The sequence below is a fragment of the Streptomyces sp. NPDC030222 genome (assembly GCF_055573115.1).
Genome location: NZ_JBVICA010000003.1, coordinates 204,422 through 226,728 on the forward strand (window position 1 = coordinate 204,422; position 22,307 = coordinate 226,728).

Sequence of the window (22,307 nt, forward strand, 5' to 3'; positions counted from 1 at the left end):
CGTGGTGATCGTCGGCCGCGGTGACAGGCGGTCAAGGCGGCCGTCTGCGACTGCGGTCGTCGGCGGTGGTCACTGGTCATCGGTCATCGGTGGCGCTCCGGCCGGCACGCCGTCGCCGCGCTTGGGGCATCCACCGTCCGTGCCGTGGACCGCGAGCGCAATCACGGCGGTGGCCGTTCGGTGGCGCCCGGCCGGCACGCGTTCACCCCGTGGCGCGGCGGCCGGAAGCCCACCCTGCAGTCTCCGCCGACCGGGCCCGCACTTCGGACCAACCACCCGACGATCGGGGCGGGTTCGCCGCGAAACCGTCCGTGCCAGGAGGTTGCCCCCGCCGCCTCGGCGCGCCCATGCTGAGAAGGGACGAGCCGTGGCCGAACGGGGGCTGTCATGGGCGGAGACGACGACCGGGCACAGGAGCGTCCGGAATGAGTACGCCGGCCGGGCGGGCCCGGCTGCGCGCTGCCCTGGGAGTGCTCGGCTTCTCGGCGGCCGTTGCGGTCGCGGGCCTCCTCATGCGGGCCGCGGACAGCGGATTCGCCAAGGCCCTCGTGTTCCTCCTCGGCCTCGGGGTGGGCGTGGGCGTCCTCCTGGCGACCGCGCCGCCCGTCGAGGGAGGCCGCACCGGGCGAGACGGCGGCGATCGCGGCGATCGCGGCGCAGTCCCCTGACGGCCCGTGACCGAGGGTCAGCCGACTGCCGCCGCCGAGGCCAGTTCCGCCAGGAGTTCGGGCCCCGGCCAGCACCGTGCCGTGCCCGCCGGCGCGGATTCGGCCTCGCGCACGAGGTCGATGAGGCGGGCATTGGCGGGCGCACGGAGGCCATGACGCGCCGCGAGAGCCACGATCTCGCCCTGAAGGGTGTCGATCTCGGTGGGCCGGCCGCGCTGCAGGTCCTCCCAGGTCGACGACCTGGCCTTGGCGTCGATACGGAACGACGACGCAGCCAGGCGCCGGAAGACACCGTCCGGGAGCCCCAGTACGAACGGGGTGACGGCCGCAGGGAGCGGACCGAGGCGGGCCGGCGCCACGCCCTCCGCGCGGAACGCCGCCAGGGCCTCCCTCTGGCAGAGTGCGAGACACCGGCGGTAGGCCCGCTGCCCGAGCTCGTCACGCAGCGGCAGGCCCGACAGCGCGTTGACGGCGTTGTTGAGGTTGATCAGCAGCTTGGCGTACTGGACCTCGCGCATGTCGCCACGCGGCTGCACCGACAGGCCCCCCTCGCGCAGGGCCCGTACGAGCGGCCCGGCGGCCCGCACATCGTCGAGCATCAGCGCGCCGCCCGACCCCTGGTGGAACGTGCCGGGCGTGGTCTGCAGCACGTTGTAGGGGACCATGCCCGCCAGCACGGTCGTGCCCGGCAGGGCGGAACGCAGCACCTCCGGGTTGTGGAGACCGTTCTGGAAGCTGACCACCAGCGCGCCCGGCGCGAGGTGCGGTGCCAGGGACCGCCCCGCATCCGCGGTGGCCGCGGACTTCACCGTCACCAGCACCACATCGGCGCCGGCCACTGCCTCGGGGCCGGTGGCGGTGCGCAGCGCGTCCGCGGGGACGTGGGCCGACGGCCGTCCGCCCCCGGTGAGGCGCAGACCCCGCTGCCGCAGCACGTCCATGGCGGCGGGGCGTCCGACGAGTGTGACGTCGCAGTGAGCCGCCAGGCTCCCGCCCACGTGACAGCCGATGCTGCCGGCTCCGAACACGGCGATCTTCAGTGGCATGCCGGACAGTGTGGCCCGGACACCTGTTCCCGTCGAGAGGCTGTGCCGCGACGCACGCCCGGCCCACGCCCGCGCAGGACGTCCGCTCACCCTGCCGACCCCGGACGGCGCGACGGCATATCCTCCGACCATGCGCGTCGCACTGTTCGTCACCTGCGTCAACGACGCGCTGTACCCGAGGACCGGCATCGCCACCGTGAGACTCCTCGAACGGCTCGGCGTCGACGTGGACTTCCCCGAGGCCCAGACCTGCTGTGGCCAGCCCCAGTTCAACACCGGCTACCGGCACGAGGCCGAACCGCTGATGCGCCGGACCGGCCGCGCCTTCGACGGCTACGAGTACGTCGTCACACCCTCCGGATCGTGCGCCGTCATGGTCCGCGACCACTACCCCCGGATGGGCCGCCTCGCCGCCGCCGAGGGCCGCGGCGACGAACTGGCCGGTATCGCCGCCTCCCTCTCCCCGCGCACCTACGAACTCACCGAGTTCCTCGTCGACGTCCTCGGCGTCACCGACGTGGGCGCCTGCTTTCCCCACACCGTGACGTACCACCCGTCCTGCCACGGACTGCGCGCGCTGTGCCTCGGCGACCGCCCGCGACGGCTGCTGGAGGCGGTCGCGGGGCTCGAACTCGTCGAGCTGCCGGGCGCCGAGGAGTGCTGCGGCTTCGGCGGCACCTTCGCCGTCAAGAACGCCGACGTGTCCACCGCCATGGGCGCCGACAAGGTACGCCACGCACTCGGCACCGGTGCCGATGTGCTGTGCGGCGGCGACAACTCCTGCCTGATGCACCTCGACGGCATCCTGCGCCGCCAGGACGCACCGCTGCGTACCCTCCACATCGCCGAGATCCTGGCCGCCACGGAACAGGAGCCCTTCGCATGAGCGGCACCTTCGTCGGGATGCCGGCCTTCCCCCGGGCCGCCGCCGGGGCGGTGCGTGATCCCGTACTGCGTGCCAATCTCCGGCACGCCACCCACACCATCCGCGACAAACGGGCCAGGGCCGTCACCGAACTCGCCGACTGGCAGCAGCTCCGCGAGGCCGGCCGGCGCATCAAGGACCACACCCTCCGTCACCTGGACCGCTACCTGGAACGACTGGAGGCAGCCGTCACGGCCGCCGGCGGCACCGTGCACTGGGCGGCCGACGCCGACGAGGCCATTGGCATCGTCACCGCCCTCGTCAGAGCCACCGGCGAGACCGAGGTCGTCAAGGTCAAGTCGATGGCCACCCAGGAGATCGGCCTCAACGAAGCCCTCGCCGACGCAGGCATCGCCGCCTACGAGACCGATCTCGCCGAGCTGATCGTGCAGCTCGGCGACGACCGCCCCTCCCACATCCTCGTCCCCGCCATCCACCGCAACCGGGCCGAGATCCGGGACATCTTCCGTGAACGGATGGGACGTTGGGGCAGGCCCGCGCCGGACGGCCTCGGCGACAGCCCGGCCGAACTCGCCGAAGCCGCCCGTCTCCATCTGCGGGAGAAGTTCCTGCGCGCCAAGGTCGGCATCTCCGGCGCCAACTTCATGGTCGCCGAAACCGGCACCCTCGTCGTCCTCGAATCCGAGGGAAACGGCCGGATGTGCCTGACCCTCCCGGAGACGCTCATCTCCGTCGCCGGGATCGAGAAGGTCGTCCCCACGTGGCGCGACCTGGAGGTCTTCCTCCAGACCCTGCCCCGCTCCTCCACTGCCGAACGCATGAACCCCTACACCAGCATGTGGACCGGCACCAGCGAGGAGGACGGCCCGCGGACCTTCCACCTCGTCCTCCTCGACAACGGCCGGACCGACACCCTCGCCGACCGCACCGGCCGTCAGGCCCTGCGCTGCATCCGCTGCTCGGCCTGCCTGAACGTCTGCCCCGTCTACGAGCGGGCCGGCGGCCACGCCTACGGATCCGTGTATCCCGGACCGATCGGCGCGATCCTCAGCCCCCAACTCCGCGGCACCGCCTCGGAGATCGACGCGTCCCTGCCGTACGCCTCGACGCTGTGCGGCGCCTGCTACGACGTGTGCCCGGTCGCCATCGACATCCCCGAAGTCCTGGTCCACCTGCGTGAACGCGTCGCCGAGGGCGGCCCGGTGACCCGGAACGGCACCAAGGTCACTCTCGCGCCCGCCCGGGGCCACGCCGCTGAACGCGCCGCCCTGCGCGCCGCCCGAAGGGTCCTCGACCACCCCGGCGCGCTGCGCGCCGGCCTGAGGCTCGCCTCCCGCAGCCGCCGCATCGTCCCCCGGCGGCTGCCCGGACCCGGCCGCGCCTGGACCGGTACCCGCGACCTGCCCGGCCTGCCCGCGGAACCGTTCCGCGACTGGTGGCGCCGGGAACGCGGCGGAGGAACCCCCCGATGAGCCGCGGGCCCAGGACGAGCGGCGGAAGGAACCTACGGTGGGCGACCGGAGGAGGGGCCCACGGCAACCACAGTGAGCGACGGGGAGGACCCACGATGAACAGCCGGGATCGCGTGCTCGGCCGGATCCGCCGTGCCCTCGCCGAGGCACCCCGGCCGGCCGACGACGACATCGTCGTACGCGACTACCTCACCGAGCACGGCAGCCGCACACCCGCCGAGGCGGTCGACCTGCTCGCCGGGAACCTCGCCGAATACCGTGCCCTCGTCCATCGCACGGACGAGGCCGGGCTGCCGCGCCTCATGGCCCGGCTCCTCGCGGACCACGGCTCCCGGACCGTGCTCGTGCCCCCCGGCCTGCCGCCCCACTGGATCCCGGCCGGCACCGAACTCATGCAGGACCACGCCGGGAGCACGCCGTACGAACTCGACGCCGCCGACAGCGTCGTCACCGGCTGCGCGCTGGCCGTCGCCGAGACCGGGACCGTCGTCCTCGACGGCGGACCCGACCAGGGACGCCGTCGTATCACCCTCGTGCCCGACCACCACATCTGTGTGGTCCGCGTCCCCGACCAGGTCGTCGCGTCCGTGCCGCAGGCCCTCGGGCGCCTCGATCCGGCACGTCCGCTGACCTGGATCTCCGGCCCCTCGGCCACCAGTGACATCGAACTCGACCGCGTCGAGGGCGTGCACGGGCCCCGCACCCTCGAGGTGGTCCTCCTCGGCCGGTGAACGCAGAGCGGGTGTATCAGCCGGTGAGCCGCGGAGCCTGCTCAGGGGCGGAGACCGGACCGCGGACCCGGTCGGCCAGCGACGCCAGTTCACCGGCCCACCGGGTGAGCCCGTCCACATCGATCCCGTACGGCCGTGCCTCGCCGAAGGCGGCGATCGACTCCGCACCCCGGGAGAGCAGCGCCACCGCACCGGTCGCATTGCCACGGGCCGCATGCGTCAACCCCACGGCGAGCTGCGCCAGCCCCTTCCACAGCGCGGCCTCGTCCCGGGGCCGTGTCTTCCAGGCGTCCTCGAACACCTCGTGCGCATGGAACGGCATGCCGGCGTCGAGCAGCCGCTGCGCCTCACGGACCGTCTCGTCCGGTGTGCGCACCACGCCCTCGGGCTGCCGGTCCACCCCCGGCGTCCCGTACGGCAGCGGCCGCCCCAGCCCGTCCCGGGGCCGCGCACTGCGTGCCCGCCCCTCCGCGTCCCGGTCCCTCCGCACAGCTGTCATGCCCCGATTGTCCCTCGTCGCCCGGTCCTTCCCGCCCGCCGGGCGCCACCGTACGGGCGGGGCACGTCCGGCCACTTCCGTGAGTGGGGTATGGTTCTCTTGTCCGTCCGCGGGGGAAACCCCAGGTCAGACGGACATCGGGACGTGGCGCAGCTTGGTAGCGCACTTGACTGGGGGTCAAGGGGTCGCAGGTTCAAATCCTGTCGTCCCGACTCGAAAGAGTCGCAGGTCAGGGGCCGTTTCAGAGCAATCTGAAACGGCCCCTTGATCGTTCTTGGGGACCGGTTGGCGACCGGCGCACTCGACCGGGGCGAAGCGTACCTTGACCCGGTCAAGATGTGCTTCGGGCGGGGTTCAACGGCTGGTCTGTCGCCGATCGGTGGGTGCGCGGGCTGGTGAGCGGACTGCTGACCCCCATTCCGGTCGCCGGTGACGCGGTCCGGCGTACGGTGGACCGGGGTCTGAGCGCCTCCCTGAACGACGACAACGCCAAGGGCGACGTCGCGACTTCGGCCCCAGGACGGTGACGTTCACCTCGCTCTTCTCGGCCGGCCCGAGCGGTCGTCGTCCCGGACAGGCCGATCACCGATGGGATGACCCTCGCCGATACAGTTGCGCCATGACGACCGCTTCTCGCCGTGGATTCTCGTTTCACTCCGGCCGAGCCCATCCCGGACCGGCCGCACGGGCCGAGGGCGTCCCTGTCCACACCGCCGACGTCCCGGAGTTCGCGCTCCGGACGGAGGCCCGGACGGCCTTCATCGGCGGCTTGCGGGTGCCGCGGTGAGCGAGGAGCCGGTCTTCATCAGGAGCAGGTGGGGAACCAGCCGGTACGTCTACAACCACCGCAACCCGGTCGGTCTCGCACTCATCATCCTGACGCCGCTCATCGCGTTCGGCGTGCTGTTCGGCATGCGGGCCGAGTCGACGTGGAGCGAGGGCGAATTCCGCGACGCTGTCGAACAGGGCGTCGCGGACCTGGACGGAAAACGGCACTACACGAGCCTGGACGGCGACCATGGCTTCCTGATCGCCGAGGCGATCCGGGAGAGCGGCACCGGACCCGGGCACGGCGTCGACACACACAAGGAGGAGGACGGCGGCTACACGGTCAGCACCGAGGACACCGAGACCGAGTACTGCGTCCGCGTCACACTGACTCCGGATGAGCAGCCGCCCGTGGTCTTTCCGGGATCCGAGGACCTGCCGCCGCCCGGCCCGGACATGCTCGCCTTCTACCTTTCCCGCGCGACCTCCAGTGAGGGCGCCTGCAGCTGACCGCCGTCACCCCTGAGACCGCGGCCGCCGCGCAAGGGCGCTCGCATCGCCGAACGCCGATGCGCGGGGGCGGCTGTGGCCGCTCTGCGTGAGCCCCACCCCCGCTTCCACTTCTTCGCGGACCTCACCAACGACCCGGCCGTTCAGCCCGGTACTGCCACCGGCAAGCTGCCGATGGCAGCGGCCCTCTACCTGGCCCCGAGCCCGGACGGCCGCGGGCTGTACGTGGCCACCCACGGGCGTGGCATCCGGAAGACCGCGATGCCGTAGCCGACCGCACGTGTACGACCGACCGTCGCCGCCCCGCGTCTCGTATGTACGAAGGGCGGCCACGGCGTATGCCGAACTCCTCGCGGTCGGCTGCGGCGCGGACCGAGATACCACCCAGGGCGTGAATGGCCGGATGTGCGTGGGCCGCGCCTCTTGACAGGCGCCGTCGCCGTCCCCCTCGGGGCCCCACGGTGGTCTCGCCGGACGGGGACGCGCACGGGCGGACACCGCCCGCCATCATGGATCGAGTCCTCGGTGCGCCGGTCGGCGGCCGCGGGCCCGGCCGTGCGACGGCGATCTCCGGAGCGGGCCGGGCGTGCCCGGATTCCCGCTCGACGATTGGCCGGTTCTGGGAGATCCCGGATGGACCTCTTCCGGTGGATTCTGTAGCCCCGTGCACTTCCGGCGATTCGTAGGAGGAACTCCATGTCTGTCATGTCCACGACGCATACGGACGAGATGGTCATCGCCTGGCTCCAGGGTGCCGAGACGGCCTTCGGTGCTGACAACCCGGCCGGCCCGCTCTACGTGGGCGGTGCGGCCGGCGAGGCCGCGCTGACCGACGGCACCGAGGCGCTGTTCACCGGGTGCAGCAGCTGCACCGGTTCGTGGCACAGCTACTGCTGCTGACGAACCGCCGTACGGCACCGGACGCACCACCCGGGGAGCCCTCATGGGTTCCCCGGCCCGCGCCGGCCGGACCCGCGGGTCCTGCCGGGCCCCCCCCGGGGACCCCCCACCCAACAGAAGGAACCCAAAAAAACCCCCCCCCCCCCCCCACCCCCCCCCCGGTCCCCCTGCCCCCCGGCTCCCCCCCCCTTCCGGGGCCCCGGCCCGTCCGCACCGGTGGGGGCCCCGTTGCGGGCCTCCCCCCCCCCCTCCCCCCCCCCCCCCCCCCCCCCCCCCCACCACCCGGGGAACCCCCAGCCGTCAGGAGAGGAAGCAGCATGGTGGAACCGGTGGCAGCGGCCCGCCCGGCCGACGGACCGCCGCCCGAGGGATGGTTCGCCGGCCCGGTGGACGCCTTCGCGGCCCCGCTGTTCGCGGAGCTGGACGAGCGGATCCCGGGGACGGCCGGGCTGGCCTCCGACGAGCGGGAGGTCCTGCGCGAGGCCACGCGCGAAGCCCTCCGCCGCACCCTCCAGCTCCGGCTCAACCGGGTGCTCCTGCTCGAACTGCGGGCCGCCGCCCTGGCCGGCGGCCTGCCCGGCGCGGACCCGTCCACGCGATGGGACGCCTTCCTCCTGAACGCCTCCGCCCCCGGATTCTTCGAGACCCTGCACCGGCGCTATCCGGCGCTGCGTCGACGGGCCTTCGCCTCCGGGCGCCTGCTCATCGACGGCGCCATGGAGCTCGGTACCCGGTTCGCCGCGGACCGGCGCGCCGTCGCCGACCTGCTCGGCGGCGACCCCGGACCACTGCGCACCCTGGAGCTCGCCCGCGGGGACACCCACCACGGGGGCCGGGCGGTGGCCCGGCTGGTCTTCGACACCGCCGGCGTCATGTACAAGCCGCGGCCCGTGGACGTGGACGCGGCGCTGCGCTCCTTCGTCGCCGCCGTCCCCGGCGCCGAGGACCTGGGCGTGCCGAGGGTCGTGGTCCAGGACGGCTACGGCTGGGCCGAGCACCTTGGTCACGACTACTGCCGGGACGAGGCGGAACTCGCCCGCTTCTACCGTGCCCTGGGCGGCTGGCTGGCGGTGATGCGCCTCCTCGGCGGGACCGACCTGCACGCCGAGAACCTGGTGGCCCACGGTCCGGTGCCCGCCGTGGTCGACGCCGAAGCCCTGTTCACCCCCGACGTCGAGGTACCGCCGAGCGGGCGCGGCGACGCCGTGGACCGGGCGGCCCGGACCATCCGCAACACCGTGCTGCGCACCGGCATCCTCCCGCTCCGCACCGACGGCTACGCCCTCGCCGGCGTGGACCTCTCGGCCGCCGGCGGCCTGCCCGGTCAGCAGCCGCAGATCCGCGTCCCGGTCATCGCGGACGGCGGACGGGACACCGCCCGGATGGAGATCGGCGTGGTGGACCTGCCGGCGGCCCGCAACCACCCCAGCCCCGAGCCCGTACTGATCCGCCACTGGGACCAGGTCCTGGCCGGCTTCGACGGGCTCACCGAAGCCCTCGCCGGGCTCGACGCGGACGGTCGGCTCGACGCGTTGTTGCGGGTGTTCGACGGATGCCGGGTCCGCAGGATCCGGCGGCCCACCCAGACGTACACGGACATCGGCCGGATGCTCTGGCACCCGGCCTCGCTGCACGACCCCGACGCCGCCCTGGCACGGGCCCGGGACATCCTCCACCGCAACGCCCTTGCCGCCCCGGGAGCACCACGCGAACCGGCGGTGATCGACCAGGAGATCGCGGACCTCCTGGTCGGGGACATCCCCGCGTTCGGCGAGCGGGTGGACGCACAGCGGCTGGACGCCTTCCTGACGGGGTGGCGGCGCGCGGACCTCACCCGTGAGCGGGACACCATCCGCAGCGCCCTGGTCGGCGCCTACCTGAACGAACGCCGGCTTCCCGACCGGGTACGCACGCCCGCCCGTGCGCCGCACACCGAGGACCTGGACAGGCGGCGGCGCACATTGGCGGCCGAGGTCGTGCGGACCATCTGCGCGGCCGCCGTGCGCGGCGCCGACGCCACCGCGACCTGGATCAGTCCGGTGCTCACGGACTACGGCTGGGCGATCCGCCCGCTCGGCGCGGACCTCTACACCGGGCAGGGCGGCGTGGCGGTGGCCCTCGCGGAGCACCTGCGGGAGCAGCGGGCCGGCCGAGCCGATCCGGTGGCCGATGCCGAATCCGTGCTGGCCGGCACCCTGGAAGTGCTGGCCGCCACCGAGGACACCACGCCGACCCGGCCGCTCGGAGCCTTCACCGGCATCGCCTCGCAGGTGTGGACCTGGAGCGTACTGCACCGCCTCCTCGGCACGCCCGGGCTCCTCGACCGCGCCCGCGCCAGGGCCGCGCTGCTGACCCCGGAGATCCTCGCCGAGGACCGGGCGCTCGACGTGCTCAGCGGTGCGGCCGGCATACCGGTCCCGCTGCTCGATCTCGCCGAACTCACGGGCGAGGAGCGGTGGTTGGACGTCGCCGCAGAGGCCGGGCGGCAGCTGGAACGGAGCGCGGTCGTCGACGACCGCGGAGCCCGGTGGTCCACGCTGATGTTCCCCGAGGGCATCGGCGGATTCGCCCATGGCGCCACCGGTGCCGGGTGGGCACTCACCCGGCTCGCCCTGTCCGCTGCCGGGAGCCCGGCCGACCGGCGCCGATGGCACGAACTCGGCACCCTGGCCCACGACTTCGAGGAGTCGCTGTACGTGCCGGAGGAACGCGCCTGGGCCGACGCGCGGATCGGAGGAGACGTCGACTTCCCCACCGCGTGGTGCCATGGCAGTACGGGCATCGGCCTGGCGGCCGTCGACCTCCACCGGCGCACGGGCGATCCCCGGTACCTGGACACCGCCCTCCGCTCGGGGCCGGCCGGCCTCCGCGAGGGGTTCGGCTGGAGCCACACCCTCTGCCACGGTGACCTCGGACTCTGGGAGCTCCTCCACCACCTGCGCGGCCTGAAGGGGTACGAGGGTCCCTCCGCCGCCCAGGCCGACGCGGAGTTGATCACCGGCATCGAGCAGCGCGGTCCGGTCGGCGGCCTCGCCAAGGAAGCGTTCGCACCGGGGCTGCTCCCCGGCCTCTCCGGGGTGGTGCACCACCTGCTCCGGATGCACCCCGACGCCCGGCTGAGCTTGCCGCTCCTCCTTGCCCACCCCGAGGGACCTGACACCCCCTGGTAGTACTTCGTCAGGTTGTGCTGGACGGTGTGACGGCCTTGATCGTGGATGGGCATGAGGCTGAGCCCGGACGTGAGTGGGGGACCAGTTGGGGACCACACGGCACGCACGATGGTGCACGACGGGCCGTCACCTGCACTCTCTGCGGCTGGATCAAGTCTGCTGTATCCAGAAAATACCCTTGACCCTCACTCCTGGGGGTCAAGGGGTCGCAGGTTCGAATCCTGTCGTCCCGACCATGCTTTCAGCAGGTCGGAGGCCGTTCTCCCAACTATGGGAGGGCGGCGTTCGGTGTGTCCGGGTCCATGGTGGTCGCAATGTGGTCGCGCGTCCGGTCCGTGGCCGGTCGGTCGCAGCGCCGAACGCCGGGAGCGCGGGGGAGCGGAGCCGGTGGACAGCCTCGCGGACCTGGCGGATGTGGTCGCGGATGGTCGCAACACGCAGGGCGGCTTGTTCCGGGGCTGGTCTTCTCGGCTCGGGTGAGGATGCGGTCGATGGTGTCGACGGCCTTCGGTCGTCGCCCGCGCCGCCGCCGGGCCCGTCACCTCGGCAGTGACCCTCCTGGCCCGACGGCGGCATGAGTGGACGTCAGGCCGTCGTCTTCGGCCAGGCGTCCCTCAGGCGGCGTGCCGCCTTGAGGAACTGGGAGGAGCCCCGGCGGTCCGCAAGCGCTTCGACCGCCGGGATCGGGGTGCCGGTGCGGGACTCCTCCGCGCACTCCGCCGCGACCGTCAGCAGGTCGGCCAGTCCACGGGGGACCGGGGTCTCGTTCCCGGTGGCGGCCAGGACGGCTGGGAGTGCGGCCGTGAGAACGATGCCGACCGTCTGCCGGGCGCCGGTGCGGGCGGCGCTGCCGAGGGCGTCCGCCAGACGGTTGGGCTTGAGCAGTCCGAGCGCCACCAGCCCGGCCGTCTCGCGGCCCAGCAGGGCCGGGTCGAGATCGCCGCGGGCGGCGAGGACCAGGAAGGCGTCGACGGCGGCCAGCCGGTCCTCGGCGCGACGGTTGCCCAGACCGCAGGCCACGGCGAGGTGGACGACCGCCCCGGCGGGGCCTTCCGCCTCGGCGAGGGCGGAGAGGAACGGGGCCGCGTACGGGACGGCGTCCTCCGCGCCCGCTGCGATCACCCCCACCATCCGCGCCGCGACCTCGTCCCGCAGCCCCGGGAGGACCGCGAGCCAGTGCTGTCCCTCGGTGGCCTGGTGCCAGCAGCGGTGCGTGCCCTGGGCGTAGGGACGACCGAGGCGCCGGAAGGGTTCGGAGAAGCCGTCCTCCAGCTGCGGGAACCCCGGCATCGCGACGTCGACCCGGGCCGGCACGGTGCGCGGGTAGGACCAGCCGCGTTCGGTCACGGTCCTGGTCGGCTCCAGGGTGTGCACGCCGCGGTTCTGCGGCAGCCCGCCCGAGCGCAGCCATCGCGCCAGCCGCCGCCCCTCCTCGGTGCCGAGGGCCTCCGCCGCCGGGGCCGCGGACTCGTCGGGACGCACCCGCAGCAGGGCCTGGTCGAAGTCGACGGGACCGACACGGACATCCAGCCGCCGGTACTCCGCGAGCCGGGACACCAGGTCGAGCGGTTCCAGAACGCCCGACTCCCATGTGGGCGTGGCCAGCAGGAACGGCACCGTGTGCCCGGCGACGATGCGCCGCGCGGCCTCGCGCAGGCGGGCCCTCGGCACACCCGAGAGGGGGATGTGCGGGCAGCCGTAACCGGTGGGCTCCTGTGCCTCGTCGAGGGCGGTCAGCCGCGCGGTGCCGAGCACGGCCGCGACGACCGGGGCCGGACCGTCCGGCAGATACTCGTACCAGTCGGGGCGCCCCGTCCAGGCATGGGCCTGCACGACGGGGCGCAGAGCCTCGGCCAGCCCCGCCCGGTCCAGGTGGGCGAACCGGACCAGTCCGTCCAGTGTCCGTTCGAACCGGGGTGAATCCTGCAGCTGTTGCCGGCCGTGCAGGGCGACACCGACCTCCTCGGCCACTTCCGCCGCGCTCCCGAGGGGCGGTGCGAGCCGGGGGATGTCACGGACGGCCGGCAGCGCCTCCTCGTACGGCGGGACCTCGTCCTCCGGCACGGGCAGGCCGAACACCTCGCAGGCCCGCGGGCGGAGGACCGGCACCAGGACGACCGCCGCGTCGGCCAGCGCCGCGCGCGCCGTGTCCGTGACACGGCCGTCCGCGTATCGCGCCGCCAGCTCCAGGGCCTTCTCCTGTATCGCGGCCGAGGGGTGCCCGAAGGCGTCACCGAGCAGCGGCAGCAGGGCCTCCGCCCGGCCGGCGTCCCGCCGCATCTCCCGGTCCAAGAGCGTCAGCATCGACGTGACGAGGGACTTCTCCGGGCGGAACAGCACGCCCCGCGCGCACTCCTCCAGCTGCGAGCCGCTCAGCAGACGGTCGTCCGACAGCTTCCGCAGCACCGCCATGGCCCGGGTCGGCACCGGCGAGGGCGCGTCGCACGCCAGCCGCACCCAGTCGTCGGTACGGGAACGCAGCTCCTCCAGCGTGGGCCGCAGCCGGTCCAGCAGTACGAGGAAGCCCCGCAGCTCGCCCGGGCGGCCGCCGCGCAGCAGCCTGGACACCGAGCCCTCGATCAGGATCCGCCGGTCCACGAACCCCTCGGCGGCGAGGAGGCCGAGGGCCTCCACGAACGTGGTGGAGTCGGGCCGGTCCTCTCCCAGCCACACCTTCTGGCCCAGGAGCGATCCGACGCCGTCCGTTTCGAACAGATGGGGCAGCATCCACGGCAGGAACGGGTCGTCCCGCAGCACCGCGGCCAGTCGCTCGCCGCCGGGCCAATGGCCGCCCATGGGCCTGATCGCCTGGTTCATCCAGGACCACACGAACCCTTCCGTCGGCCGGATGCGGAGCCCGGACCGCCGCACCAGCTCGGCTATCAGCGGGTACTGGTCCGCCACCGACGCCGACCGGTCGGCCAGGCGCTGCGCGACATCGGCGGTCCACTCCGGCGGCCGGCCGCCGATCGCGTCGAGCAGCACCGGCACCGGATCACGGCGGCCGCCCAGCCACCGGAAGTCACGCGCCGCGATCCACTGCGCCGTCGCCGCGGCCCCGGACTGGCATGCGGCACCGGCGGCCCACAGCGCCTTCATCCGCTCGGGCACCCGATCGGTCCACGATGCCGCCGCGAACTCCTTGCGGACGGTTTTCAACTCGGGCAGCGCCGCCCGCATCTCGGCATCCGTCATCCCGCGGAGGATGCCTGGCACGTCGTCGAGCCGCCCTGTGCGTACGGCCGTCAGCAGCACGTCGTGTCCCGTCATCGCACGCCTCCGGCGACCGTCCCGACCGCGCCGCGGCGGGCCATCCGAACGGCCAGGGCGTGCTTGCACGGCCCGCGCCCGCCCCGGTACTCCGCCCACCACGGGCAGGTGCAGCTCAGCACCCCCGCGGATTCGCGGACCCGGTGGACGTGGTCGTCGGAGGCGACGGTCGCCGTACCGGACGCCGCGTCAAGGGTGACCGCGCCGGAGCCCAGCAGCGCGCGGGCGGCACGGAGCCGGGGATTGTTCCTCTCGGCGCGCTCCGCATCGTAGGGCAGTTCGCGGTGGAAGTAGGCCGCCTCGGCGGTGTCGTAGCCGACCCGGCCCGCGGTGCCGAGCCGGGTCAGCGCGGCGCGCGTGCGCTCGGCGGTCAGACCGGCGCCGACGGCGAGGTCCGCCGGGTCGATGCGCGGCTCCCAGGCCAGCAGCACCGACAGCAGTTCGGCGTCCTCGGCGGCCTCGTCGGTGGCCAGCGCCTCCAGCACGGCCCCCTCACCGGAGAAGCCCCGGGAGGCGTCGGGGGACAGCGTCAGCGTCAGCCGCATCCCCGGCAGGACGATCTCCCAGGCACTCGACGTCGGTGCGCTGCCCGCAGTCACCGCGGGCCCGTAGACACGGAGCGCGGTGGCGTACCGCAGCACCCGCTGCAGGGCGGCCAGCCGCTCCGGTCCGGGCAGGCACACCGCGCCCGGCACCGGCCGGGTGGTGGGCCGCAGCGCCCGGCCCGCCGGCACCACCCACTGGGCGCCCGGCGTACCACGGGACGTGCCGCGCGGCAGTGAGCGCAGGAAGCGGACGGCCTCCGCGGCGGGCAGCTCGGCACGCAGGTCGAATCCGGACACGATCACCTGGGTCTCGGCGAACCCCCGCAGCCAGCGCTCCGGCAGCGGCACCTTCTTCTCCACGACCGGCCCGTCGAGCGTGGTCACGGCCAGCTCGTCCGGCCCCACCCTCATGTGCAGCGGGTCGCCGGTGCCGATCCGGGACAGTGCCTCCCGCAGCGGGTTGTTGACGTCCACATTGGTGGTGCCGTGGCCGATGTCGTCGCCGTCCAGACCGTCCGTCAGCACGTCCAGCCGCGCGTACACCCCGCAGCAGGCGGAGAACGACTCGAACCGGAGCCGGTCGCCGTTGCCGGTCACCACCGGATCGAGTGAACGGGGGAGCAGCCGCTGGTAGTAGCGGGCGGCCGCCACGTCGGCGACGGCGAGCAGGCCTGCCGCCGCGGCCTGAGGAGAGGTCAGGAACCCCTTGAAGAATGCCGGGTTGGCGGCCGGACCCGCAGGCGTCAGTCCACCACTGGTCTCCAGACCGAGCAGTGCGCCGGACGCCGTGTGCTCCACGGCCGACGAACGAAGGTAGGCGTACGCCTGTACGGATCGCGTCATGGCCGGAACATTAGGGCCCACCACTGACAACGCCCTGCGCCCCCGGCCGCCGCTGAACGGTCACGCCCCGCGTGGGACAGGGGTCGTCTTCCGTGAGCCGTGTGCAACTCGTCTCTTACGAAGGGGAAATGGTGTGCTGACGAGACGTCCCTAACGTCGCGTCCGTGACCGAGAAGCGGCATGCCAAGTCCACAGAACCGACCCCATTCAGCTTACCGACGCTTCCCCGGCGCCCGGCCCTCCTGATTCCCGGCTGGCGCACCATCCGCGGGCGCGTAACCGTCGTGCTCGCCGTACCGACCTGCCTCCTGCTGGTGCTCACCGGTCTCGCGGTCGTGGACCGGGGTACCGACTGGGCCGCGGCCGGCGAGACCCGTGACAGGATCGACGTGGTCCTCGGTGTCCAGGCACTCGTCCACGAGTTGCAACGCGAACGAGGACTGACCAACGGCCTGTTGGGCGGTGCCGACCAGTACCGGGACGATCTCGCCGCGCAGCGGAAGCGTTCCGACACCGCTCGGGACGCACTCGCGGCGGTGCTCTCCGAGGACGACGCCGACACCGAGTCCGCCGTGGAAACGGCCGACGACCGGCTCGCCCGACTGGCCGTCGTGCGCTCGGAGGTCGACACGGGCCAGGCGCGTCGCGCCGAGACGTTCGACTTCTACACGACGGTGATCGCCGCCTTGGTGCGCGCCCAGTCCGCCGACACCGCCGGAGCGGTCCGGGGCGACCGGGCCCTGACCGACGGGACGGGCACGCTGCAGGCGCTCGCCGACGCCACCGAGTCCGTGGCGCTGGAACGCGGCTCCCTCAACGGCGTCTTCGCGGCCGGACGTTTCCGCGGGGACGAGTACCTGGACTTCACCGAGGTGCGGGCCGCCCGCACAGCCGCCCTGCGCCAGTACGAGCGGTCGGCGACCCCCGCTCAACGGAAGGCCCTCAAGCAGGCGTTCGAAACCGGGGAGGCCCGGCGCGCCCTCGACCTGGAGAAGCGCGCCGCGGCAGCCCCGGACGGTTCACGACTGGATGTCGACCCGGCACAGTGGTGGACGTCCATGACGGTGCTCGTCGACGACCTCTACTCGGTGCAGAAGCGCGTCGGTGCGGACGTACAGGCCCGGGCCGGACGACTCAGCGACGACGCGACCGGGCAGCTCCTGGGGTTCATCGGCCTGGGCGTCCTCATCGTCGTGGTCGCGGCCGCCCTCGCGCTGCTGTCCGCCCGTTCCATCACCCGGCCGCTCGGAGCCCTCGCCGACGAGGCGGACGAGGTGGCGGGAACCCGGCTGCGGGAGGCGGTGCGAAGCATCCAGGAGGCCGATCCAGACGGCACCGGGCGGCCCCCGCCCCTGCCCCTGCCGTACGGACCGGGGGGCCACAGCAGTGCCCAGGAGATCGTCCGGCTCGCCGCCGCCCTGCACAACGTGGAGCGCACGGCTGTGGGACTCGCCGTGGAGCAGGCCGCCCTGCGCCGCAACACCTCGGAGTCCCTCGCCAACCTCGGACGCAGGAACCAGAACCTGCTCCGCCGTCAACTGGGTCTGATCACCACGCTCGAGAGCCAGGAGATCGACCCGGACGCGCTCGGTGAGCTCTTCGAGCTCGACCACCTCGCCACCCGCATGCGCCGCAACGCCGAGTCGCTGCTGGTCCTGGTCGGCGAACAGGACCCCCCGAGAGCCTGGTCGGGGACGGTCACCGCGCTCGAGGCGGTGCAGTCCGCGGTGTCGGAGGTGGAGCAGTACCGGCGGGTCGCGATACCCGACGTCGAAGCCTGCCGCATCCGCGGCCACGCCGTCGCCGACCTCGCCCACCTGCTCGCCGAACTGATCGAGAACGCGCTGGTCCACTCCCCGGCGAACCTGCCGGTCGAGGTGTACGGCTGGCAGGATTCCGACGAGTACTGCCTCGCCGTGGTGGACCGCGGCACCGGGATGACGGCCGAGGGCCTGGCCCACGCCAACGCCCGGCTGGCCGGCGAGGAGACGTTCCTCGTCGCGCCGACCGGCTTCCTCGGGCACTACGTCGTCGGCCGGCTCGCCGCGCGGCTGGGCGCGTTCGTGGAGCTGCGGCCGAACGACGGGCCCGGCACCACTGCTTACGTGGCGCTGCCGTCGCGGCTGCTCGCCCCTGTCGCGGCCGCGTCCACCACCGACCAGCAGCCCGTGGCACCCGGTACGGCACACTAGGGCGTTCTTCCGGACCACCCGGGCCCCGGCTCGCCCGGCACCGCACGTCGCTGCGTTGCCGGGCGGCCCACGCAGGCCCGGTGATCGGGCGACGCTCCGCCCTGCCGTCCACGGCCCCGGGCGACCCGGGTCGGTCCGACCTGATGCGAGGAGAGGCCGAGGGTGTCCGGACCCGCGATCCGCGCAAGCGGGCACGCGTACAGGTCCGTCGGCCCCGGGACCTCGCCCCGGAACCGTCGGCGGTCGCCGACGCCGGGCAGCGGAGTGCCCGACCGGACGGCGCCGGCCCGGGCCGTGGCGCAGCGGACCCACCCGCACGGCAGGGACTCAGGCGGTTTCCGGCCGCTTCAGGGCGGCTGCTCCGAACGACACGTCGAAGCGGTCGCACCACAGGCTCACGCTGGTGAACGCGGCCGGGTCCGTGCCGGGCGGCAGGGTGTAGTTCTGGTCGCCCTTGTTGCCCTTGAGCTTGCCGAGGTCGACGTACCGTCCGTCGTCGAAGACCCGCCAGCCCGCGACACCCTCCTTGACGGGAGCGTCCGTGAGCCAGACGTGGACGTCGGGGCCGTCGCTGGTCTCGAGACCCTCCAGCCGGAGGGTGTGCGAGCCGTCGGGCAGCCGGAGCAGCCGTACCGTGCCGGTGGTGCGGTGCTCGTGGCTGATCAGGCTGCCGGTGCTCAGGGTGCGCGGACCGCCGTCCGGCCGGGGCGACGCCGCATCGGGCGCCGGGGCGCCGGCCGCGGGGGACCCCGCCACCGCCGGGACTTCCTCGCGGACCGTGCGGTCCTGCCACAGCTTCCACGGCTGGAACCAGTACAGTCCCGCACCGGCCGCCGCCACGGCCACCACAAGCGCCGCCGTCATCAGTGGCCTGCTCCACCGCTTCCGCACAGTCCCGTCCCCGCAATCCTTCTTCGTGTCGGTCACCAGGGCATTCAACCTCCGTGACGGCCGTCGTGGAGGCCGGGAACGATGACGGAATCCTTACGCCGTCCATGACGCACGCGCCGTATGTCCCAACCGCCGTACGTCCGGACCGCCGTAATGTCCGGACCGCCGTCGCGTCCCGACCGCCGTACGTCCGGGCGCCGTACGTCCGGACCGAAGGCCCCGCGCCGGCCATCGGCCCGCGTACCGTGGCAGGGTGACCGAGACCTGGACCGCGACCGATGCCGGTGTCCTCCGGCTTCCCTCAGGGCGTCTCGTCCGGGGCCGGGGACTGCGGAGGCCTCTCGTGGCCGGCCCGCCACCCGGCTTCGGGGTGTATCTGCTCGGCAGGCGGCCGCCCGAGGTCTCCTGGGAGATGAGGTGGCTGCGCTGGCCGGACTTCCGTCTCCCGGCCGACGCCGAGCAGGCCCGCGAGACGATGGCCGAGGCCTGGGCCAGGGCGGCCGGCGAACGCGTCGAGATCGCCTGCGGCGGCGGCCGCGGCCGCACCGGCACGGCTCTGGCCTGCCTCGCCGTGCTCGACGGGGTGCCCGCGGACCGGGCGGTGGAGTTCGTCCGCCGGCACTACGACCGCCGCGCCGTGGAGACCCCGTGGCAGAGGCGCTATGTGCGCCGCTTCGCCCGCTGATCGCGCCGGCCCGACTCTGACCCCGACCCGGCCCCTGACCCGGACCCGGCCCCTGACCCGGACTTGGCCCCTGACCCGGACCCGGCCCCTGACCCGGACTTGGCCCCGGACCCGGGCTTGGCCCCGGACCCGGGCTTGGCCCCGGACCCGGGCTTGGCCCCGGACCGGGACCCCGCCCTGCTGCCGGACCCGGTCGCGGCAGCCGAACGGGCGGCGGCGCGCCGTTCGACGTACAGCCTGCCGACGACCGATCCGAGGTGGATCACCACACCGACCCCCACCAGCCAGGACAGGATGATCATGACGACGCCGATCGGGCCGTAGTTCTGCTGCCCCGCCACGATGGCGTCGGAGAAGAACCGCGCCGAGAACGCCCCCAGACCCACCCAGCACACCCCGGTGGCCAGCGCCGAGGGGAACAGCGCCCGCCATCCCACCGCGCCCACGAGCAGCACGTTCATGCTCCACCACCAGAAGAGCGTCGCCAGCACCAGCCCGACCAGGCCCTGGTGCACCGGCCCGCCGGCGCTGGCGAGCGCCCTCCCGGTCGCGGTCTGCACCGCGCCGTAGGCGAGCAGCACCGCGAGCCAGCACAGTTGGGCGACGACGCCTCGCCATCCGCGTTCGGGCACTTCGAACACCCTGCGGTACCACTGTTGCAGGACCCCGGCGATGGCCATCGCTCCCAGGACCAGCAGGAAGGCGCTTGCCACGGTCAGCTTGCCGACGCCCGCCCCCGGATTGAAGAGGGTCGCCACCGCCTGCGCCGCCTCCTGGTCGAGACCCAGCCAGCCCGCCAGCAGCGCCGCCGCGTTCTGGCCGGCCGCGGAGCTGACCACGATGAGGAAGGGGAAGAAGCACAGGATCGCGAGGGCGGCCAGCTGGAAAGAGTTGCCGAAGAAGTCGACCGCCGTGAGCCGGCTCCACAGCCTGCTCATCTCGCTCTCCTCGAAGCGCTGCGCGGCCGCCCTCCGCTTCTGGCCCAGCGTTATCGTCGTCCGGCGGACGAGCGGCGTACGTGCTCCGTGCGTGCGCGGCTGTCCGGTGCGACGACCGGTCGGCGTTCCGCGGCCCCTCATGGAACGACAGTGCACCCGCTCCCGGCCGGAGTCCATCCGGGCCCGGCGGAGGGAGGGCTCAGGCCCGGCCCAGGGAGGGCTCAGGACCGGGCCGCGCGGTCCCGCCAGTGGACGAATCCGGTCTCCGGGTCCCCCGGGTAGGACCAGGGCATCAGCGTGGCGCGGTTGTCGAGCAGAGGGAAGATCTCGCCGACCTGGTCGGTCATGCCCGCGTGGGCCAGGCCGTGGGCGAGATGGTTGAGATCGGCGACGTCCTGCGCGCCGGGCGTGGTGCGGTGGGCGATCCACTGGGCGAGACGGAGGTCGGCCCGGGCGTGCTCGTCGCTCCAGAGCTGCGTCAGCCCGATGGGCCGTCGCGCCCTCGGTCTCGGTGCGGTGGCGGTAGTGCTCGGCGCGTGTCACCTGTGGACGCACGGGAGGCCGCACCGGCTCCGTCGCCGGTGCGGCCTCCTTCATGGGTGCCGGGGTCAGGGTTCCAGGCAGGCGGGGATCGAGTCGGTGCGTCCGCTGGGACGCTCGGTGCGGCCGGACGGGTCGTAGATCTTCACCCAGTTCACTCCGCTGAACTGCTTGAGCGTGGGGACGATCTCGTCGGCGACGGTGAACGTCGAACCACCGCTGCGGCAGCCCCCGGTGAGGGTCACCCGGGCCACTCCGTCCCGGATCGAAAGGTTCCTGAAGCCGGTGGCCCGCGAGTTGACGAACCGCAGACCGGCGTCGTACTCGGCCTGGGTGGGCCCGGCGAACAGGCGCTGCAGGGCACCGGCGGCCAGTGCCGGTGACTTCACCGGGCGGTTGACGGCGCGGGTGTACGGGGAGTGCCCGCTCTCGAAGCGGTGGCTGTCGAGGAAGTGGTTCCTGACGGTGACGGTACGGAAGGGCGAGTCGACGTCGATCACCACACGGCTCGGCGAACCGAGCGTGGACACCCGGAACGGCTGCCGCTCGGTGAGCCCGACGCCGAAGTTCAGGACGCCTTCGAAATCGCCCGCGTTGGCGACCTGGATCACCTGGGGCAGCGCGAACGTACCGCGCCGCGGCCCCCAGGTGGGACGTCCGGCGTCGTCGTGTCCGGTCGCGGGCGAGAAGCGGACCTGGAGGAGCGCGTTGCCGACGATACGGACGGGCTGCCCCGAGCCGTCGGAGATCACCTGCGGCACGTACCGCACGCTCCGCTCGGCCGGTACGGGGCCGCTGAACTCGAAGACGATCCGGTCGAAGCCGGAGTGGTGGGAGGCACGGACCGCGACCAGCGTGGGAATCGCCGGTGCGCTTGTCCCCGCGTGAGCGGGCGCGGGGGAGAGGGTGGTGGCGCTCGCGACGGTCGTCGTGGGTATCGCCGCGAGGAGGAGGCCGGCGCAGGCGGTCGCCCATGTCCGGCGGGTCAGATTCATGGGGTCTCCCGGGGTTCGAGCGTGGATCGCACAGGGATCGCGCGTGGATCGGGACATCCGCTGAGACGCCGGACCGGGCACCGTCGGTTTCAGGACTCCGGAGGCCGATTCCGGCATCGGTCGCGCCCGGCACTCCTATGGCCTCCGCACCGGGGCGCCGGGCCTGTGGCCTCGGCACCCCGGGCCGGCGGAGTCGGCGGTCCCCGGGGCCCGGCGGACCCGGTGGCCCGCGGGACCTGGCGGACTCAGTGGCCCGCGGGACTCGGTCGACTCACTGGTCGGCGGGGTTCGGTGGACTCAGCGGCCCACAGGGCCCGGTGGACTCACTGGTCGGCGGGCGCCGGTACGAGACCGTCGGCGATCAGCCCCGCGTACACGGCCTCGCCGAGGGCGACCACCGCGGACTGCGGACGGACCATCACCGTGAACTCCTCGATGAGCCCCTGCTCGTCGAACTGGAGCAGGTCGATGCCGTGGATCTCCTTGCCGGCCACCCGGGTGCGGAAGACCAGGATCGCGGAGTCCGCCGTGTCGCATCCGGCGGTGGCGGCCGTACCGGTGAGCTCGCCGACGTACCGGAAGTCCTCGAAGGTGCGGAGCAGCACGCCCAACAGCCCCAGCACCATCGGCCTGCCCTCGAACGGCGTGAACTTCACCGGGCTGAAGAAGCGCACGTCCTCACGGAACAGGGCCTCCATCGCGGCGTGGTCGCGCCGCTCCACGGCATCCCGGAACAGATCGGCGGTCGACATGGCTCC

20 protein-coding genes and 1 tRNA gene are annotated in these 22,307 nt (G+C 73.4%); 12 read left to right on the forward strand and 9 right to left on the reverse strand.

The genetic code is table 11. The features are described from left to right. Positions 1–425 precede the first annotated feature (425 nt). Positions 426–668, forward strand: coding sequence for a hypothetical protein (locus ACZ4Z5_RS05755; RefSeq protein ID WP_468257102.1), 243 nt, complete (start codon positions 426–428; stop codon positions 666–668). Between the two features lie 17 nt (positions 669–685). Here the strand turns inward: ACZ4Z5_RS05755 and ACZ4Z5_RS05760 are convergent, their stop codons facing one another. Continuing rightward, the gene (locus ACZ4Z5_RS05760) at positions 686–1,714 is read right to left on the reverse strand and encodes a 2-dehydropantoate 2-reductase (protein ID WP_468257104.1); all 1,029 of its coding nucleotides are present in this window, start codon (positions 1,712–1,714) and stop codon (positions 686–688) included. A gap of 130 nt (positions 1,715–1,844) precedes the next feature. Between ACZ4Z5_RS05760 and ACZ4Z5_RS05765 the strand changes: the two genes are divergently transcribed. From ACZ4Z5_RS05765 to ACZ4Z5_RS05775, 3 genes are all read left to right on the forward strand, one after another. After that, the gene (locus ACZ4Z5_RS05765) at positions 1,845–2,600 is read left to right on the forward strand and encodes a (Fe-S)-binding protein (protein ID WP_468257107.1); all 756 of its coding nucleotides are present in this window, start codon (positions 1,845–1,847) and stop codon (positions 2,598–2,600) included. Further along, a complete protein-coding gene (locus ACZ4Z5_RS05770) occupies positions 2,597–4,072 on the forward strand; it encodes a lactate utilization protein B (RefSeq protein WP_468257110.1) in 1,476 nt (491 codons plus the stop codon). The genes ACZ4Z5_RS05765 and ACZ4Z5_RS05770 overlap by 4 nt, the downstream gene beginning before the upstream one ends. 95 nt (positions 4,073–4,167) lie before the next feature. Further along, positions 4,168–4,803, forward strand: coding sequence for a LutC/YkgG family protein (locus tag ACZ4Z5_RS05775; protein WP_468257113.1), 636 nt, complete (start codon positions 4,168–4,170; stop codon positions 4,801–4,803). 16 nt (positions 4,804–4,819) lie between these two features. Here the strand turns inward: ACZ4Z5_RS05775 and ACZ4Z5_RS05780 are convergent, their stop codons facing one another. Then, positions 4,820–5,302, reverse strand: a complete 483-nt coding sequence (locus ACZ4Z5_RS05780; RefSeq protein ID WP_468257115.1) for a DUF309 domain-containing protein — start codon at positions 5,300–5,302, stop codon at positions 4,820–4,822. 138 nt (positions 5,303–5,440) lie between these two features. On the opposite strand from ACZ4Z5_RS05780, the gene ACZ4Z5_RS05785 reads away from it, so the two are divergent. From ACZ4Z5_RS05785 to ACZ4Z5_RS05810, 6 genes are all read left to right on the forward strand, one after another. Then, a tRNA-Pro gene (locus ACZ4Z5_RS05785) sits at positions 5,441–5,514 on the forward strand. Positions 5,515–5,697: 183 nt separating this feature from the next. Beyond that, positions 5,698–5,829, forward strand: coding sequence for a hypothetical protein (locus tag ACZ4Z5_RS05790; RefSeq protein ID WP_468257118.1), 132 nt, complete (start codon positions 5,698–5,700; stop codon positions 5,827–5,829). Between the two features lie 256 nt (positions 5,830–6,085). Further along, positions 6,086–6,580: a hypothetical protein gene (locus ACZ4Z5_RS05795; RefSeq protein WP_468257120.1), complete on the forward strand. Its 495-nt coding sequence runs from the start codon at positions 6,086–6,088 to the stop codon at positions 6,578–6,580. Positions 6,581–6,655: 75 nt separating this feature from the next. After that, positions 6,656–6,850, forward strand: a complete 195-nt coding sequence (locus tag ACZ4Z5_RS05800; RefSeq protein WP_468257123.1) for a hypothetical protein — start codon at positions 6,656–6,658, stop codon at positions 6,848–6,850. A 426-nt stretch (positions 6,851–7,276) separates the two neighbouring features. Next, entirely contained in the window at positions 7,277–7,480 is a 204-nt protein-coding gene (locus ACZ4Z5_RS05805) for a DUF6229 family protein (RefSeq protein ID WP_468257126.1), read from the forward strand. A gap of 317 nt (positions 7,481–7,797) precedes the next feature. Next, a complete protein-coding gene (locus tag ACZ4Z5_RS05810; protein ID WP_468257129.1) occupies positions 7,798–10,650 on the forward strand; it encodes a type 2 lanthipeptide synthetase LanM family protein in 2,853 nt (950 codons plus the stop codon). A 585-nt stretch (positions 10,651–11,235) separates the two neighbouring features. Here ACZ4Z5_RS05810 and ACZ4Z5_RS05815 read toward each other — a convergent pair. Continuing rightward, entirely contained in the window at positions 11,236–13,920 is a 2,685-nt protein-coding gene (locus tag ACZ4Z5_RS05815; protein WP_468257132.1) for a DUF7824 domain-containing protein, read from the reverse strand. Continuing rightward, entirely contained in the window at positions 13,917–15,308 is a 1,392-nt protein-coding gene (locus ACZ4Z5_RS05820; RefSeq protein ID WP_468257134.1) for an SWIM zinc finger family protein, read from the reverse strand. Before ACZ4Z5_RS05820 ends, ACZ4Z5_RS05815 begins: the two co-directional genes overlap by 4 nt. Positions 15,309–15,592: 284 nt before the next feature. Between ACZ4Z5_RS05820 and ACZ4Z5_RS05825 the strand changes: the two genes are divergently transcribed. Continuing rightward, positions 15,593–17,500 (forward strand): sensor histidine kinase, encoded by a 1,908-nt coding sequence (locus tag ACZ4Z5_RS05825; RefSeq protein WP_468257137.1) that lies wholly within the window; start codon positions 15,593–15,595, stop codon positions 17,498–17,500. A 327-nt stretch (positions 17,501–17,827) separates the two neighbouring features. On the opposite strand, the gene ACZ4Z5_RS05830 is transcribed toward ACZ4Z5_RS05825, so the two are convergent. Continuing rightward, complete coding sequence (locus tag ACZ4Z5_RS05830; protein ID WP_468257140.1) at positions 17,828–18,364, reverse strand: DM13 domain-containing protein; 537 nt, start codon at positions 18,362–18,364, stop codon at positions 17,828–17,830. 280 nt (positions 18,365–18,644) lie between these two features. Between ACZ4Z5_RS05830 and ACZ4Z5_RS05835 the strand changes: the two genes are divergently transcribed. Further along, on the forward strand, positions 18,645–19,076 hold the full coding sequence (locus ACZ4Z5_RS05835; protein WP_468257142.1) for a protein-tyrosine phosphatase family protein: 432 nt from the start codon (positions 18,645–18,647) through the stop codon (positions 19,074–19,076). On the opposite strand, the gene ACZ4Z5_RS05840 is transcribed toward ACZ4Z5_RS05835, so the two are convergent. The 4 genes from ACZ4Z5_RS05840 to ACZ4Z5_RS05855 all read right to left on the reverse strand — a co-directional run bounded on the left by ACZ4Z5_RS05840 (position 19,052) and on the right by ACZ4Z5_RS05855 (position 22,301). Then, positions 19,052–20,014, reverse strand: coding sequence for a ribonuclease BN (locus ACZ4Z5_RS05840; protein WP_468257145.1), 963 nt, complete (start codon positions 20,012–20,014; stop codon positions 19,052–19,054). The two genes, ACZ4Z5_RS05835 and ACZ4Z5_RS05840, sit on opposite strands and share 25 nt — an antisense overlap. A gap of 221 nt (positions 20,015–20,235) precedes the next feature. Further along, on the reverse strand, positions 20,236–20,361 hold the full coding sequence (locus ACZ4Z5_RS05845) for a hypothetical protein (RefSeq protein ID WP_468257147.1): 126 nt from the start codon (positions 20,359–20,361) through the stop codon (positions 20,236–20,238). Between the two features lie 261 nt (positions 20,362–20,622). Then, complete coding sequence (locus ACZ4Z5_RS05850) at positions 20,623–21,549, reverse strand: GerMN domain-containing protein (RefSeq protein ID WP_468257150.1); 927 nt, start codon at positions 21,547–21,549, stop codon at positions 20,623–20,625. Positions 21,550–21,872: 323 nt separating this feature from the next. Beyond that, on the reverse strand, positions 21,873–22,301 hold the full coding sequence (locus tag ACZ4Z5_RS05855; protein ID WP_468257153.1) for a nuclear transport factor 2 family protein: 429 nt from the start codon (positions 22,299–22,301) through the stop codon (positions 21,873–21,875). Positions 22,302–22,307 lie beyond the last annotated feature (6 nt).

Excerpts from the sequence above, each read along its gene's own strand:
- ACZ4Z5_RS05855 (WP_468257153.1), bottom strand. The coding sequence starts at position 22,301 with ATGTCGACCGCCGATCTGTTCCGGGATGCCGTGGAGCGGCGCGACCAC.
- ACZ4Z5_RS05755 (WP_468257102.1), top strand. The coding sequence starts at position 426 with ATGAGTACGCCGGCCGGGCGGGCCCGGCTGCGCGCTGCCCTGGGAGTG.
- ACZ4Z5_RS05840 (WP_468257145.1), bottom strand. The coding sequence starts at position 20,014 with ATGAGCAGGCTGTGGAGCCGGCTCACGGCGGTCGACTTCTTCGGCAAC.
- ACZ4Z5_RS05830 (WP_468257140.1), bottom strand. The coding sequence starts at position 18,364 with ATGACGGCGGCGCTTGTGGTGGCCGTGGCGGCGGCCGGTGCGGGACTG.
- ACZ4Z5_RS05770 (WP_468257110.1), top strand. The coding sequence starts at position 2,597 with ATGAGCGGCACCTTCGTCGGGATGCCGGCCTTCCCCCGGGCCGCCGCC.
- ACZ4Z5_RS05760 (WP_468257104.1), bottom strand. The coding sequence starts at position 1,714 with ATGCCACTGAAGATCGCCGTGTTCGGAGCCGGCAGCATCGGCTGTCAC.
- ACZ4Z5_RS05765 (WP_468257107.1), top strand. The coding sequence starts at position 1,845 with ATGCGCGTCGCACTGTTCGTCACCTGCGTCAACGACGCGCTGTACCCG.
- ACZ4Z5_RS05845 (WP_468257147.1), bottom strand. The coding sequence starts at position 20,361 with ATGACCGACCAGGTCGGCGAGATCTTCCCTCTGCTCGACAACCGCGCC.
- ACZ4Z5_RS05820 (WP_468257134.1), bottom strand. The coding sequence starts at position 15,308 with ATGACGCGATCCGTACAGGCGTACGCCTACCTTCGTTCGTCGGCCGTG.
- ACZ4Z5_RS05850 (WP_468257150.1), bottom strand. The coding sequence starts at position 21,549 with ATGAATCTGACCCGCCGGACATGGGCGACCGCCTGCGCCGGCCTCCTC.
- ACZ4Z5_RS05810 (WP_468257129.1), top strand. The coding sequence starts at position 7,798 with ATGGTGGAACCGGTGGCAGCGGCCCGCCCGGCCGACGGACCGCCGCCC.
- ACZ4Z5_RS05780 (WP_468257115.1), bottom strand. The coding sequence starts at position 5,302 with ATGACAGCTGTGCGGAGGGACCGGGACGCGGAGGGGCGGGCACGCAGT.
- ACZ4Z5_RS05815 (WP_468257132.1), bottom strand. The coding sequence starts at position 13,920 with ATGACGGGACACGACGTGCTGCTGACGGCCGTACGCACAGGGCGGCTC.
- ACZ4Z5_RS05775 (WP_468257113.1), top strand. The coding sequence starts at position 4,168 with ATGAACAGCCGGGATCGCGTGCTCGGCCGGATCCGCCGTGCCCTCGCC.
- ACZ4Z5_RS05805 (WP_468257126.1), top strand. The coding sequence starts at position 7,277 with ATGTCTGTCATGTCCACGACGCATACGGACGAGATGGTCATCGCCTGG.